We start from the raw sequence: 13,912 nt of genomic DNA on the forward strand, positions 1-13,912 counted from the left end.
CTCTCGAAGATGAACCGTTCGATTGTACCGACGGCTCCCTGAGCAGCCGGCGGGACGGGCCGGGGAAAACGGTCTAGTCGTCGAAGAGACCGCGGATGTCGTCGGCGGTGAGCGCCTGGGCGAAGAGCGCGTCGTCGTCGAGCACGGCCGTGAACAGCCGCGCCTTGCGGCGTTGCAGCGCGAGGACCTTCTCCTCGATCGTGCCGGTCGCGATCATGCGGTACACGAACACCTGGCTGCGCTGGCCGATGCGGTGCGTGCGGTCGACGGCCTGCGCCTCGGCGGCGGGGTTCCACCACGGGTCGAGGAGGAAGACGTAGTCGGCCTCGGTCAGGGTGAGTCCGAATCCGCCGGCCTTCAGGCTGATGAGGAAGACGGGCTGCTCCCCCTCCGCGAAGTCCGTGACCACCCGCTCGCGATGCCGCGTCGAGCCGTCGAGGTGCGCGTACGGGATGCCGGCGGCGTCCAGACGCGCGGCCGCCATGTCGAGGAAGGACGTGAACTGGCTGAACACGAGCGCGCGGTGCCCCTCCGCCTGCAGCTCGACGATCCGTTCCAGGAGCTCGTCGAGCTTGCGGGAGCCGAGGCGCGCATCGGCCGGGTCGATCAGCGCCGGAGCGAGGCTCAGCATGCGCAGCAGAGTCAGCGACCGGAACACGATGAAGCGGTTCCGATCGAGATCCTCCAGCAGGCCGAGCACCTTCTGCCGCTCGCGTTGCAGCACCGTCTCGTAGAGCTCGCGATGCCCCGCGCTCAGCTCGACCTCCAGCACCTGCTCCTGCTTCGGCGGAAGATCGGGGGCGACGAGCTCCTTGGTGCGGCGGAGCACGAGGGGACGGATGCGCCGTCGAAGCTGCGCGAGGCGGCGCTGCCGGTAGGGTCCGCCCTCCGCGTTCTCCGGGACCTTCCCCTGCTCGATCGGCTGGATGTAGTGCTCGCGGAACTTCCGCGCCGAGGCGAACAGGCCGGGCGCCGTGAGCTTCAGCAGCGCCCAGAGCTCCTCCAGGCTGTTCTCCAGCGGCGTGCCCGTGACCGCGATGGTGACGTCGGCTGGGAAGCGGGCGACGGCACGGTGCAGCTTCGTCGCCGGATTCTTCACGAACTGGGCCTCGTCGAGGAACAATCCGGCCCAGGTGACGCCTGCGAACCCCTCTTCATCGAGCCGGGCGACGGCGTAGGTCGTCAGCACGACGTCGGCCTCGCGAGCCGCGACACTCGCCGACGGTCCGGCCGTGGAGTCCCGGGTGACCACGCGGAGGCCGGGAGCGAATCGCGCGGCTTCGGTGCGCCACGTGGCCAGCACGGACGTCGGGACCACGACGAGGAAGGGGCGCTCCTCCCCCGCCGCCCTGGCATGCAGGATGAGCGCGAGCAACTGGACGGTCTTCCCGAGCCCCATGTCATCGGCGAGGATGCCGCCGAGGCGGTGCGTCCAGAGGAACGCGAGCCAGTCGAGGCCCTCCTTCTGGTACGGCCGAAGGTGTGCGGTGAGCCCCGGCGGGATCGGCACCGACGGCACCGCAGTGGCGCTGCGCAGTCCCTCGGCCGTGGCGCGCCAGCTCACCGCGGGAAGGGCTTCGTCCGCCAGATCCTCGAACTCCTCCCACAGATCCGTCTGATGACGACTGATCCGTGGGCCCGTCTCCCACTCGTCGAGGTCTCCGGCCTCGTCGAGCAGGTCACGCAGACGGTCGAGCGCCGGGTGGTTCAGGGAGAAGTAGCTGCCGTCGACGAGCAGGAGCTTCCGTCTCCCCGCGCTCAGGGCGGTGAAGAGCGGCTCGAACGGGATGTTCCGACCGTCGATGCGGACGATGACGCCGAGGTCGAACCAGTCCGGGTCGGTGCTCTCCACGGTCGAGACCGTGATCTCCGGCTCCCCGGCGAGCTCGCGATACGTCTTGCGGCGGCCCGACACCTCCACCTCGACGCCCTCCGCCTCCACGGCGGGGACGACGCGGGTCATGAACTCCGCGGCTTCCACGTCGTGGAACGCGCCCGCGGGGGCGAACGCGACACCGTGCTCCTGCCAGACGTTCCGGATCCGCTCCGTCACCCCGGCCTCGGCCTCCGGATCGCGCACGGCCTCCGGACCCGGCGTGAACGGCACCCGCCCGAAGCCGCGATAGTCCCACTCGACGGCGTACTCCACGGTGTCGCCGCGACGGAACGCCACCCGCAGCACGGCACGGGGCGGCGGGAGGTCCGGCAGCGAGACGCGGCCGACCGCGCGGACGGAGAGGCGACGCGCGAGGAGCGGATAGGCGTCCTGGAGGAAGGCCGCCTCCTCCGCTGCGGGGACGACGAGCATCCCGGCCCGGAGCAGCGACGGCGCGGGCCCCGCGAGCGGAAGCTCCGCGAGCGTCACCTGCAGGCGCGACCCGCTCTGCGCGACCTCGTACACGCCGGAGCGCCCGAGGGCGCGGATGCTGCCCGGCAGCGTCTCGCGCCCGTCCAGGGTCACGACCGGACGGACGACGAGGCCGCCGTCGTCGTCACGGGACACGGTCGCCGCCAGTTCTGCGCTGTCAGCGAGGACGAGCGTCGTCGACCGCTGGGCCGCCACGAGCGGGATGCCAAGGTCGGTCGCCGACCGCAGATGCCCCCAGAGGAGCCGCGACTCGATCAGGTCGGCGACGAGCCAGTCCCCCGCCGTGCCGGAGAGCAGCGCGTCGCGCGCGATGCTCAGCAGATCGGCGAACCACCGCGACTGCTCCCGACCGTACTGGTCCGGCGCGCGGCGGACCGCGTCCCAGGTGGCGGAGCCGAGCACCCAGGACCCCGTCGCCGCGCTCCGCTCCAGCGGACGGATGCCGAGGAGGATCTCTCCGGTCGCCTTCGCGACATCACGCGGAGTCGCGGTGCGCTGCGGCCGGGACGCCCACGGATTCGCTCCTCGGGCGTCGCGGACGCGCAGCTCGAACCCGAGGGCCAGCGGGGTCGTCGCCGCCGGAGCGGCGCCGCCCTCGAACAGCGCGCGCCAGTCCCGCGCCCCGTCTCCCGGGGCACCCGAGGCGGAGACGGGCGGGCGGATCATGGGATGATCCTGCCCGCCATCGCCGACACCGCCGCTGCGGCGCTCAGGCCGAGCGGGCGACGCGGGCGAGCACGCCGTGCACGAACGCGCCCGACTCATCGGTGGAGAACTCCTTCGCGAGCTCCACCGCCTCGTCGATCGCGACCGCGGTCGGCACCTCGTCGTTGTAGAGGATCTCCCACGCGCCGATGCGCAGCAGGGCGCGGTCGACGGCGGGCATCCGCTCGAGCTTCCAGTCACGGCTGTGCGTCGTGATCTGCTCATCGATCTCGTCGCGCTGGTCGATGATGCCGTCGACGATCTCGCGGGCGTACAGCCACGACGCCTCGCGCGCGGGCTCGTTCGCGGCACGCTTCGCCTCGGCGGCGAGGGCCACCGCGACGTCGTCGCCGCGGACGTCGGCGGAGAACAGGATGTCGAGCGCGCGCTTGCGCGCCTTCGTGCGGGCGCTCACGCCTTACTTCTCGCGGCCGAGGTACTCGCCCGTGCGGGTGTCGACCTTGACCTTGGTGCCGGTCTCCAGGAACAGCGGGACCTGGATCTCGTAGCCGGTCTCGAGCGTCGCGGGCTTGGTGCCGGCGGACGAGCGGTCGCCCTGCAGGCCGGGCTCGGTGTAGGTCACCTCGAGGATGACCGACGCCGGGAGGTCGATGTAGAGGGGGTTGCCGTTGTTGAGGGCGATGGTGACCTGCTGGTTCTCGAGCAGGAAGTTCTTCGCGTCGCCGACCGTGGCGGCCGGCAGCGTGATCTGGTCGAAGTCGGTCTGGTCCATGAACACGAACCCGTCACCGTCGGTGTAGAGGTAGGTGTAGTCGCGACGGTCGACGTTCTCGATGTCGATCTTCGCACCGGCGTTGTACGTGCGGTCCACGGTCTTGCCCGAGACGACGTTCTTCAGCTTCGTGCGGACGAACGCGCCGCCCTTGCCGGGCTTGACGTGCTGGAACTCGATGACGCTCCAGAGCTGCCCGTCGATGCTGAGGACGACGCCGTTCTTGATGTCTGCGGTGGATGCCATGTGCGAGGAGTTCCGTTCCTGAGTCCGTGGGGGCCGGGGTCGGCCGACAGTCGATTCTACGGGATGCCCGGCGCCAGCCGCCGCGTGGGCACGATAGACGCTCCTGGGTGCGAGGGGAAGCCCCGTGACGACGATGACCGCCCCCGGGCAGCCTGGAGCGGGACAGGAGGAATCGACATGAGTGAGAACGACCGCGACCGCGACCCGACCAGGATGGCGAATCAGCCGGCACTGCGGACGTCGTCCGGGGCGGTGTGGCTCATCGTCGCCGCGATCTTCACCGCGGTCAGCCTCGTGCCCCTGATCGGGATCGTCCGCAGCGGCGGGGCGGCGGGAACGGTTGGCCTCATCACGGCGATCGTCCTGGTGCTGGGCCTGGTGGCGATGGTGGTCATCCGCCTCACCGTGGCGCCTGTGCGTCCTCGGCTCCGTGCGCTCGCCGGCTGCTTCCTCGCCATGGCTCTGCTGACGCTCGTGGGCATCACCGTCTGCGTCCTGCTCGTCGGCCTGCCCTGATCCCGCCTGGTCAGAGGTGCGCGACGAGCTCCCGCACGGCCTCCGGGTAGCCGTCGACGCCGTGTCCGACGACACGGACCGCGGCGACGTCGTGCAGGTACGAGTGGTGACGGAACTCCTCGCGGGCGTACACGTCGGAGATGTGCACCTCGGCGAAGGGCAACGCGACGCCGGTGAGCGCGTCGCGCAGGGCCACCGACGTATGGGTGAGGCCGCCCGGATTGATGACGATGCCCGCGCAGTCCGACCGCGCGTCGTGGATCGCGTCGATGAGCACGCCCTCGTGGTTGCTCTGCAGCGCCCGTACCTCGAACCCGAACGCCGCGGCGGCCTGGGCGGTGATCCGCTCGACGTCGGCGAGGGTCGCCGTGCCGTACACCTCGGGTTCGCGGGTGCCGAGGAGGTTCAGGTTGGGGCCGTTGACGAGCAGCAGCCGACGCGGAGCGGTCATGCGGGCACGCTCCCCGTGTCGGCCAGTTCGCGGCGCATGACCCACTCCCGACCGAAACCCGAGGTCTCGATCTCGCCGGTAGGGACGAAGCCGGCTCGACGGTAGACGGCCTGCGCCCGGGAGTTGTCCACGTGCACCTCGAGCACGAGCGCACGCAGCCCACGATCACGTGCCCAGGCGGCCGCGGCGTCGAGGAGCGCATCGATGACGCCCGCACCGCGGTGCGCATCCGCCACGTAGACCCCCACGACCAGGCCGGCGTCATGCTGCTCGCGATGCGGGAGCAGCGTGATCGTCCCGGTCCAGGTGCCGTCGTCGGCGATCGCGACGAACTGCGCCGCGGCCGCGTCACCCGAGGCGTTCGCCGCGCGCTCCTGCCAGAAGCGGTCGGGCTGTGCGGCGGCGTGCTCGACGGTGTCGAGGAAGGCCATCGGCGCGGCGGGGTCGGCGAGGGCCTGCAGCCGCAGCGCCTTCACCTCCCGCCAGTCCTCCGGCGTGATGCGCCGGACGGCGATGCTCATGCGCCGATCTCCTGATACGCGGCGAAGAGCAGCGACTCGTCCGGCGCCTGGAGCACGGTGGGCTTGGCGATGTCGTCCAGCAGGATGAAGCGGAGCATGCCGCCGCGGCTCTTCTTGTCGCGCTGCATCGTGGCGAGCAGCTGCGGCCAGGCTCCGGCACGGTACGAGGTGGGCAGGCCCAGCGACTCGAGGATCGTGCGGTGGCGCTCCGCCGCGGCGTCCGAGAGGCGCCCCGCCAGCCGGGACAGCTCCGCGGCATACAGCATGCCGATCGAGATGGCCGCCCCGTGCCGCCAGCGATACCGCTCGGCATGCTCGATCGCGTGGCCGAGGGTGTGGCCGTAGTTCAGGATCTCGCGCTGTCCGGCCTCGCGGAAGTCGTCCGAGACGACCTGCGCCTTCATGTCGATCGCGAGTTCGACGGACCGCCGGAACTCCTCCGTCGTGGTGTCAACCGCGCGCGCGGGATCGGCCTCGATGATGTCGAGGATCTCCGGTGCCCAGATGAAGCCGGCCTTGACGACCTCCGCGAACCCCGCAGTGGCCTCGTTGGGGCTCAGGCTGCCCAGCTCGTCGAGGTCGCCGATCACCGCGCGCGGTGCCCAGAAGGCGCCGACGAGGTTCTTGCCCTCCGCGGTGTTGACCCCGGTCTTTCCGCCCACGGCGGCGTCCACGAGGCCGAGCACGGTGGTGGGCACCTGAACGATCTGGATGCCGCGCAGCCAGGTCGCCGCGACGAAGCCGGCGAGGTCGGTCACCGCTCCCCCGCCGTAGCCGACGACGGCGTCCGTGCGCGTGAAGTCCGCCTGACCCATGACCTGCCAGCAGAACGCGGCCACCTCGATGCGCTTGCCCTGCTCGGCATCCGGGATCTCGGCGAGCAGCACCTCACGCGGGCCATCGGCGGTGTCGGCGAGGAGTCGGTCGCGGAGTTCGGCGGCGCGGGCCGCGAGGGTCGGCGGGTGCACGACGAGGATCTTGCGGACGCCCGGCGCGAGAGCCGCGGACACCTGGTCGAGGATCCCCCGTCCGATCGTGATGTCGTAGGCGTCGCTCCCGGTGACGCTGATGGTCGTCGTGCTCATCGCTGTTCTCTCCTCCATGCCACGATCTCGTCCGCGATGCGCTGCATCGGACGCCGTGAGGTGTCGAACGTGGTCGACGCCACCTCGTCATACCATCCTCGCCGTTCCGCGAAGATGCGCTTCCACTTCTCGACCGGGTCCTCGCCCGCCAGCAGCGGGCGCGTCCCGCCGCGCAGTCGGTCGGCCACCGCTGCCTCGCTCACGGAGAGGAAGACCACGGGGTGCGCACGCAGCAGCGCGCGCGTCTCCGGGTCCGTGACCGCGCCGCCGCCGAGGGAGATCACGCCGCCCTCGGCGATAGCCTCACGGACCGCCGCGCGCTCGAGCTCCCGGAAGTGCGCCTCGCCGTGCGTGGCGAAGATCTCCGGGATCGGGCCGTGCGCGGCGACGATGCGCTTGTCGGTGTCGATGAAGGCGACCCCCAGACGCCGCGCGACCCGTCGCCCGACACTGGTCTTGCCTGCCGCCATCGGTCCGACGAGGACCAGCGTCAGCGGCTCAGCCTCGTTCGTCATGCGCGATGAGCGCCGCCTCGGACGCGGGGGCCGTGCGCAGCTCCGCGGGGATGCCGTCGAGGTATCCCTCCAGGTTGCGGCGCGTCTCACGGATGCTGTCGCCGCCGAACTTCTCCAGCACGGCGCGGGCCAGCTCGATGGCGACCATGGCCTCCGCAACGACGCCCGCCGCGGGCACGGCGCAGACGTCGGAACGCTGGTGGTGCGCGGTCGCCTGGTCGCCGGTCGCGATGTCGATCGTGCGCAGCGCGTGCGGCACGGTCGCGATCGGCTTCATGCCCGCCCGCACGCGCAGGACGGTCCCCGTGGACATGCCACCCTCGGTGCCGCCGGCGCGGTCCGTGCCGCGGGCGATGCCGTCGGCGGTGGCGAAGAGCTCGTCGTGGGCGGCGGAGCCGCGGCGGCGCGTGGTCTCGAAGCCGTCGCCGACCTCCACGCCCTTGATCGCCTGGATGCTCATGAGTGCCTGGGCCAGCCGGGCGTCCAGACGACGATCCCAGTGCACGTGGGAGCCGAGCCCCGGGGGCAGGCCGTACGCGAGGACCTCGACGATGCCGCCGAGCGTGTCGCCGTCCTTCTTGGCGTCGTCCACCTCCGCGACCATGAGTGCCGACGTCGCGGGGTCGAAGCACCGCAGCGGGTCGGCGTCCAGCGCGTCGACGTCGTCCGGGGTCGGCAGCGCCGCGCCATCCGGCACGCGCACCGGGCCGATGGAGAGCGTGTGGCTGACGAGCCGGATGCCGAGCTCGCCGAGGAAGGAGCGGGCGACGGCGCCGAGCGCCACGCGGGCGGCGGTCTCCCGGGCGCTCGCACGCTCGAGGATCGGACGGGCCTCGTCGAAGTCGTACTTCTGCATGCCCACGAGGTCGGCGTGGCCCGGACGCGGCCGGGTCAGCGGCGCGCCACGACCGCGCGAGCGGTCGGTGAGCTCCACGGGCTCCGGGTTCATGACCTCGATCCACTTCGGCCACTCGGTGTTGCCGATGCGCAGGGCGATGGGGCTGCCCAGCGTCTTCCCGTGCCGGACACCGCCGGAGATGGTGAGCTCGTCCTGTTCGAACTTCATCCGGGAGCCGCGTCCATAGCCGAGCTTGCGGCGGGCGAGGTCGGCCTGGATGGCCTCGGACGACACCGGGACGCCGGAGGGCAGACCCTCCATGACGGCGATGAGTTCTGGGCCGTGCGATTCGCCGGCCGTGAGCACGCGGAGCATGTGCTCTAGTCTCCCATGCGTTTCCCCCGCGCCGTGCCGCGTTTCGTCGGGCGGCGCTCAGAGGGTGGCGCGCATCGCGGCGAGGACCGCGTCCTCGTCCGGCAGCGGCGAAACCGGGTCGCCGTGCAGGAAGATCCGGATCTGCCGGACCGCCTGATGCAGCAGCATTCCGAGTCCGGAGACCGCCGGCGCTGCGCCCCATGCCGCCGCCAGGGTGGACGGCCAGGGCGCGTAGGCGGCGTCGAACAGCGTGCCGCCGGTCTCGGCCAGGCGGGCGGCACTCTCCGGCGGCAACGTTGTACCGGAGGGCAGCGTCGCCACCGTGAGGTCGACGGCGCCGTCCGCCTCGTCGAGCGATCGTGGGGTGACCACGACGCCGCGTCGCTCCCCGATCCGGACGAGCCCCGCGGCGCGTTCCGGCCGACGGGCGGCGACCTCGACCCGTGTCGCCCCGAGGTCGGCGAGAGCGACGAGGGCCGAGGCCGCCGTGGCTCCGGCGCCCAGGATCCGCGCCGTCCCGATCTCGCGGATGCCGGCGTCCCCGAGCGCATCGACGATCCCGCCGACGTCGGTGTTGAATCCTGCCGGGGTCTCCGAGAACAGGAGCGTGTTGACCGCGCCGGTCAGCTCCGCGTGGGCATCCCGGCTGGCGGCGTATCGGTAGGCCTCTTCCTTGAGCGGCATCGTCAGGGACAGGCCGCGCCAGGTGTCGTCGAGCGCCTCGACCGCGTCCGCGAAGCCCTCCGCGCCGACCTGGCGGCGCCCGTACTCCCAGTCCAGCCCGAGCACCGCGTAGGCTGCGGCGTGCAGCTCCGGCGACCGTGAGTGCCCGATCGGGTCGCCCCAGACCGCCAGCCGTCTCCGGTTCACCGCGTCAGCAACCGGCGTCGGGGTTCGCGCGGCACCAGTCCCGCCACTTCTCCACGCCCTGCTCGTGCTCCGCGAGAGTCTCCGAGAACTGCGTCTCGCCGGTCTCGAGGTTGACGGTGACGAAGTAGATCCACGGCCCGTCCGCGGGGTGCATCGCGGCATCGATCGCGGCATCGTTCGGGCTCGCGATCGGCGTGGCCGGAAGCCCCTTGTTCACGTAGGTGTTCCACTCGTTGGGGTCTTCCAGAGCCTCGGCCGAGCTCGAGACCACGCCCTCGTGCAGGGAGCCATACCCGTACTGCGCCGTCGAGTCCATCTGGAGCAGCATGTCGTCGTCGAGGCGGTTCTGGATCACGCGGGACACCTTGGCGAAGTCGTCCGTGCGGCCTTCGCGCTGGATGATCGAGGCGATCGTGAGGATCCGCTGCGCGTCCTCGTCCGGGACGCCGGCGGCGGCGAGCGATTCGCGCGTCCGGTCGACCATGCGCTGGATGACCTGCGTCGCGGTGACCTCGGGGTCGAACGTGTACACCGCGGGGAACAGCCACCCCTCCAGGCTCTGCGCCTCCACCCCGTACGCGGACGGATCGGCGACGGCTGCCTCGAGGTCGGCCAGCGGCATCCCGAGAGTCTCGGCCATGGACGGCAGGGCCGATTCGATCGTCCCGCCCTCCGGCATGGAGACGGTGTTCTCGAGCTTGTTCTCCTCGTTGCGGAGCGCGGCGAGGGCATCCTCCGCCGTCATCTTCTTCTGCAGGCGGTAGACGCCGGGATAGAAGGTCACCGCGATGTTCTCGTCGATGAGGTAGTCGTAGAAGACGTCCTCGGTCTTCGTGACGCCGGCTTCGTACAGCGCCGTCGACACGGGGCCGCCCGTGTCGCCCTGCTTGATCGTGACGTACACCTCACCGGTCGCCTGACCGGGCTCCCAGTCCTTCGGCTCCCCCCACCCCATGGCGTCGGCGATGCGGTCGCCGAAGGTGTTGGCGACCCAGACTCCGCCGGCGGCGATGCCGCCGAGGATCACCAGGACGATGATCAGGGCGACGAGGCAGCCCTTGCGGCGCTTCTTCTTGGTCGGCGCACCGTGATCGCGGCCGTCGTCCTGGGCGGCGAAGATCTCGTCGAGCCCGCCGCCCAGCGCGGGTGCGGGGTCTTCGGTGCCGGTCGACCGGCGCGGCCCCGGAGCGGGGGTCTCATCCGCGCTCGTCGCGGCGACGGGCATCGCGCGTGTCGCGACCGGTTCGGGATCCGCGCCGGGCACCGCCGGCCGGTGGTCGTTCCCCGGTGTCTCCGCAGTGGTCGCCGCCGACGCCGAGACCGGGCGGGCGGGCACATCGGCAGCGGGTGCGACACCGGGGTCCGGAGCGGGCGGGGCCTCCTGCTCGCGGGCCGCGGCCTCCCTCGCCGCGCGGCGGGATCCGGGTGCCGGCGTGTCATCCGCGGCGGTCGGGACCTGCGGGGACGGAGCGGGGAGGTTCTCGAACAGATCCCCCAACCGGGTGCTCTGCTCGTGCTCGGGCGCACGGCTCTCGCGTTCGGACATGTTCAGGCGGGCTCCTCGTCAACGGGGACCGGGGCACCGGCCGGGTTTCCGGTGCTCTTCTCCGTGTCGATCGCCTGCTGCAGCAGCACCACGGCGGCGACCTGATCCACAATGCTACGAGAGTTCTTCTGTGATCGCCCAGAACTCCGCAACGCCGCATGCGCGGAGACGGTGCTCAGACGCTCGTCCACGAGGCGGACCGGCACGCCGCTGCGCCCCTGGAGTGCGGCCGCGAACACCCGCGCATCGACCGTCGACGGCGTGTCCGCGCCCTGCATGTTCACCGGAAGTCCGACCACGATCTCCAGCGGCTCGTACTCCGCAGCCAGCTCCGCGATGCGCGTCAGCGAGTGCTCGTCGCGCGGCACGGTCTCGACGGGGACGGCCAGCATGCCGTCCGGATCGGACCGGGCCACGCCCACGCGGGCCCGGCCGACATCGATGCCGAGCCGGACCCCGCGGCGATAACCGCTCACGCGCCCCGCAGCTCCTGGGAGACGGCCTCGAGCGCGGCGGGCAGCGCCGCTGCGTCGGTACCGCCGCCCTGGGCGACGTCGTCGCGCCCACCGCCGCCTCCGCCGAGCACACCGGCGGCGCGCTTCGCGAGCGCACCCGCCTTCGCACCGGCACCGCGCGCGGCCTCGTTCGTGGCGACGACGACGACAGGGCGACCGTTGACGACCGCCCCGAGCGCGACGACCGCGGGGTCGGAGCCGAGCCGGTCGCGCACGCCGTTGACGAGCTCGCGGACATCGTCCGCCGAGGCCACGTCACCCAGCGTCTGTGCCGCCAGGCGGAAGTCCCCGACGCGCGTCGCGGCCTCGGCGATGGCGGGGATGCGTCCCGCTCGCTCCTTCGCCTCGAACTGCGCGATGCGCTTCTCCGCGGCCTTGAGGCTCGCGGCGAGATCGGCGATCCGCTCCGGGAGCTGCTCGCGCGGGGTCTTCAGGGAGGCGGTGAGCTGCGAGACGAGAGCGCGCTCTGCCGCGAGCTCCCGGAACGCATCCGCGCCGACGAGAGCCTCGATCCGGCGGTTGGAGGCGCCGACCGACGACTCCCCCACCACGCTGACCAGACCGATCTCCGCACTGGTCGACACGTGCGTGCCGGCGCAGAGCTCGCGCGACCACGGGCCGCCGATGTCGACCATCCGCACGACGTCGCCGTACTTCTCGCCGAAGAGCGCCATGGCGCCCGCTTCCTTGGCCTCGTCGAGCGTCACGATGCGGGTGGTCACCTCGAGGGCGTCCTGCACGGCGCGGTTCGTGATCTCCTCGATCTCCGTGCGGGTGTCCGTCGACAGTGCCTGCGACCAGGCGAAGTCGAACCGCATGTAGCCGGCGCGGTTGAGCGAGCCCGACTGCGTGGCGGTCGGGCCGAGCGTGTCCCGGAGGGCGGCATGCACGAGGTGGGTGGCGGAGTGCGCCTGACGGGCGGCGCGCCGATTGGCGGCGTCGACGATCGTCGTCGCGATGTCATCGACCGCGACCGTGCCGCGGGAGACCTCCACCGTGTGGCTGATCAGCCCGGGGACCGGACGCTGCACGTCGAGCACCTCGAGCTCGTAGCCGGGGCCCACGATGGTGCCCTTGTCCGCGACCTGGCCGCCGGACTCGGCGTACAGCGTCGTCTCGGCGAGCACGACCTCGGCGATCTGGCCCTCGGCGGCGCTGCGCACCGGCGCACCGTCGACGAGCAGGCCGAGCACGCGGGACTCCACCTCGAGGGCCGTGTAGCCGTCGAAGCCCGTCTCGCCCAGCGCGCGCAGGTCGCGGTACACCGAGACATCCGCGAGCTGGCGCTTGCGGTTGCGGGCGTCGTCCTTCGCGCGCTGACGCTGCTCCTGCATGAGGGAGTCGAACGCGGCACGGTCCACGTCCAGCCCGGCCTCTTCGGCGACCTCCAGGGTGAGGTCGATCGGGAAGCCGTAGGTGTCGTGCAGCAGGAACGCCTCGGAACCGCTGAGGGTCTTCCCGCCGCCCTTCTTCGTCTCGTCGAGCGCGAGGTCGAGGATGGTCGATCCCTGCGCCAGGGTGCGCCGGAAGGTCTCCTCTTCGGCGAAGGCCGCCGAGGAGAGCACGGACCAGTCGCGCTCCAGCTCCGGGTACGCCGACTTCATCGCGTCGCGTGAGGCGGCGAACAGCTCGGGGAACGCGGGGTCGTCGACACCGAGGAGGCGCATGGCCCGCACGGTGCGGCGCATGAGGCGTCGCAGGATGTAGCCGCGGCCCTCGTTCGACGGACGGACGCCGTCGGAGAGCAGCATGAGCGAGGAGCGCACGTGGTCCGCGATCACGCGGAAACGGACGTCGTCCTCGTGCACGGCGCCGTAGCGACGGCCCGAGAGCTCGACGGCGCGGTCGAGCACCGGCCGCACCTGGTCGGTCTCGTACATGTTCTCGACGCCCTGCTTGAGGAAGGCGACGCGCTCCAGCCCCATGCCGGTGTCGATGTTCTTCATCGGCAGCTCGCCGACGATGTCGAACTCGGTCTTGCCGCGGATGTTCTCGATGAAGTCCTGCATGAACACGAGGTTCCAGATCTCCAGGAACCGCGAGTCGTCGGCAGCGGGGCCGCCGTCCTTGCCGTAGGCCGGGCCACGGTCGAAGAAGATCTCGGAGTCAGGGCCGCCGGGACCGGGCTGGCCGGTGTTCCAGTAGTTGTCCGCGCGGCCGAGGCGCTGGATGCGCTCCGGCTTGAGTCCGATGATGTCGCGCCAGATCGCCTCGGCCTCGTCGTCGGTCTCGTACACGGTGACCCAGAGATCCTTCTCGTCGAAGCCGAGGCCGCCGTCGGCCTCCGAGCTCGTGAGCAGCTCCCAGGCGTAGCGGATCGCGCCTTCCTTGAAGTAGTCGCCGAACGACCAGTTGCCGAGCATCTGGAAGAACGTGCCGTGACGCGCGGTGCGCCCGACCTCCTCGATGTCGTTGGTCCGGATGCACTTCTGCAGGTCGGCGATGCGCGGATGCGGCGCCGGGACCACGCCCGTGAGGTACGGGATCATCGGGACCATGCCGGCGACCGTGAACAGCAGCGAGGGGTCGTCGCTGACCAGGGATGCCGAGGGGACGATGAGGTGGTCGTTCTTCTCGAAGTAGGAGAGGTAGCGCTGCGCGATTTCCGCAGTTTTCATAGGAGTGCCG

General features: G+C 71.4%; 13 protein-coding genes. 1 reads left to right on the forward strand and 12 read right to left on the reverse strand.

The window, feature by feature from the left end; all coding sequences use genetic code 11:
- Nucleotides 1-73 precede the first annotated feature (73 nt).
- Genes AC3B5L_RS08785 through efp form a run of 3 tightly spaced genes read right to left on the reverse strand, consistent with a single transcriptional unit; the run spans nt 74 to nt 4,052 of the window.
- Nucleotides 74-3,034, reverse strand: coding sequence for a DEAD/DEAH box helicase (locus AC3B5L_RS08785; protein ID WP_259954500.1), 2,961 nt, complete (start codon nt 3,032-3,034; stop codon nt 74-76).
- A gap of 43 nt (nt 3,035-3,077) precedes the next feature.
- Nucleotides 3,078-3,488 carry a transcription antitermination factor NusB gene (nusB, locus tag AC3B5L_RS08790; protein ID WP_101845674.1) on the reverse strand — a complete coding sequence of 137 codons (411 nt, stop codon included), beginning with the start codon at nt 3,486-3,488 and terminating at the stop codon, nt 3,078-3,080.
- Nucleotides 3,489-3,491: 3 nt separating this feature from the next.
- A complete protein-coding gene (efp, locus tag AC3B5L_RS08795) occupies nt 3,492-4,052 on the reverse strand; it encodes an elongation factor P (protein WP_025103502.1) in 561 nt (186 codons plus the stop codon).
- A 177-nt stretch (nt 4,053-4,229) separates the two neighbouring features.
- On the opposite strand from efp, the gene AC3B5L_RS08800 reads away from it, so the two are divergent.
- Nucleotides 4,230-4,568, forward strand: coding sequence for a hypothetical protein (locus AC3B5L_RS08800; protein WP_187661505.1), 339 nt, complete (start codon nt 4,230-4,232; stop codon nt 4,566-4,568).
- Nucleotides 4,569-4,578: 10 nt separating this feature from the next.
- Here AC3B5L_RS08800 and aroQ read toward each other — a convergent pair whose 3' ends face one another.
- From aroQ to alaS, 9 genes are read right to left on the reverse strand one after another with little or no spacing between them, the layout of a single operon-like run.
- Nucleotides 4,579-5,019 carry a type II 3-dehydroquinate dehydratase gene (aroQ, locus tag AC3B5L_RS08805; protein ID WP_259954502.1) on the reverse strand — a complete coding sequence of 147 codons (441 nt, stop codon included), beginning with the start codon at nt 5,017-5,019 and terminating at the stop codon, nt 4,579-4,581.
- Nucleotides 5,016-5,540 (reverse strand): GNAT family N-acetyltransferase, encoded by a 525-nt coding sequence (locus AC3B5L_RS08810; protein ID WP_187661507.1) that lies wholly within the window; start codon nt 5,538-5,540, stop codon nt 5,016-5,018. The genes aroQ and AC3B5L_RS08810 overlap by 4 nt, the downstream gene beginning before the upstream one ends.
- Nucleotides 5,537-6,625, reverse strand: a complete 1,089-nt coding sequence (gene aroB / locus AC3B5L_RS08815) for a 3-dehydroquinate synthase (RefSeq protein WP_280570118.1) — start codon at nt 6,623-6,625, stop codon at nt 5,537-5,539. The genes AC3B5L_RS08810 and aroB overlap by 4 nt, the downstream gene beginning before the upstream one ends.
- On the reverse strand, nt 6,622-7,140 hold the full coding sequence (locus AC3B5L_RS08820) for a shikimate kinase (RefSeq protein WP_259954503.1): 519 nt from the start codon (nt 7,138-7,140) through the stop codon (nt 6,622-6,624). The genes aroB and AC3B5L_RS08820 overlap by 4 nt, the downstream gene beginning before the upstream one ends.
- Complete coding sequence (gene aroC, locus AC3B5L_RS08825) at nt 7,124-8,353, reverse strand: chorismate synthase (protein ID WP_187661509.1); 1,230 nt, start codon at nt 8,351-8,353, stop codon at nt 7,124-7,126. Before aroC ends, AC3B5L_RS08820 begins: the two co-directional genes overlap by 17 nt.
- Nucleotides 8,354-8,410: 57 nt before the next feature.
- Nucleotides 8,411-9,223: a shikimate dehydrogenase family protein gene (locus AC3B5L_RS08830; protein WP_490095644.1), complete on the reverse strand. Its 813-nt coding sequence runs from the start codon at nt 9,221-9,223 to the stop codon at nt 8,411-8,413.
- Nucleotides 9,224-9,227: 4 nt separating this feature from the next.
- On the reverse strand, nt 9,228-10,769 hold the full coding sequence (gene mltG, locus AC3B5L_RS08835; protein ID WP_313366732.1) for an endolytic transglycosylase MltG: 1,542 nt from the start codon (nt 10,767-10,769) through the stop codon (nt 9,228-9,230).
- 2 nt (nt 10,770-10,771) lie between these two features.
- Nucleotides 10,772-11,245 (reverse strand): Holliday junction resolvase RuvX, encoded by a 474-nt coding sequence (ruvX, locus tag AC3B5L_RS08840; RefSeq protein WP_490095645.1) that lies wholly within the window; start codon nt 11,243-11,245, stop codon nt 10,772-10,774.
- Nucleotides 11,242-13,902, reverse strand: coding sequence for an alanine--tRNA ligase (gene alaS / locus AC3B5L_RS08845; protein WP_490095646.1), 2,661 nt, complete (start codon nt 13,900-13,902; stop codon nt 11,242-11,244). The genes ruvX and alaS overlap by 4 nt, the downstream gene beginning before the upstream one ends.
- Nucleotides 13,903-13,912 lie beyond the last annotated feature (10 nt).

This window comes from Microbacterium sp. C-MGS6 (assembly GCF_058140415.1).

Bases quoted from the DNA above. Each gene is read 5' to 3' on its own strand.
- aroC (WP_187661509.1), bottom strand. From the start codon at position 8,353: ATGCTCCGCGTGCTCACGGCCGGCGAATCGCACGGCCCAGAACTCATC.
- mltG (WP_313366732.1), bottom strand. From the start codon at position 10,769: ATGTCCGAACGCGAGAGCCGTGCGCCCGAGCACGAGCAGAGCACCCGG.
- AC3B5L_RS08800 (WP_187661505.1), top strand. From the start codon at position 4,230: ATGAGTGAGAACGACCGCGACCGCGACCCGACCAGGATGGCGAATCAG.
- aroB (WP_280570118.1), bottom strand. From the start codon at position 6,625: ATGAGCACGACGACCATCAGCGTCACCGGGAGCGACGCCTACGACATC.
- alaS (WP_490095646.1), bottom strand. From the start codon at position 13,902: ATGAAAACTGCGGAAATCGCGCAGCGCTACCTCTCCTACTTCGAGAAG.
- AC3B5L_RS08785 (WP_259954500.1), bottom strand. From the start codon at position 3,034: ATGATCCGCCCGCCCGTCTCCGCCTCGGGTGCCCCGGGAGACGGGGCG.
- AC3B5L_RS08810 (WP_187661507.1), bottom strand. From the start codon at position 5,540: ATGAGCATCGCCGTCCGGCGCATCACGCCGGAGGACTGGCGGGAGGTG.
- efp (WP_025103502.1), bottom strand. From the start codon at position 4,052: ATGGCATCCACCGCAGACATCAAGAACGGCGTCGTCCTCAGCATCGAC.
- aroQ (WP_259954502.1), bottom strand. From the start codon at position 5,019: ATGACCGCTCCGCGTCGGCTGCTGCTCGTCAACGGCCCCAACCTGAAC.
- AC3B5L_RS08820 (WP_259954503.1), bottom strand. From the start codon at position 7,140: ATGACGAACGAGGCTGAGCCGCTGACGCTGGTCCTCGTCGGACCGATG.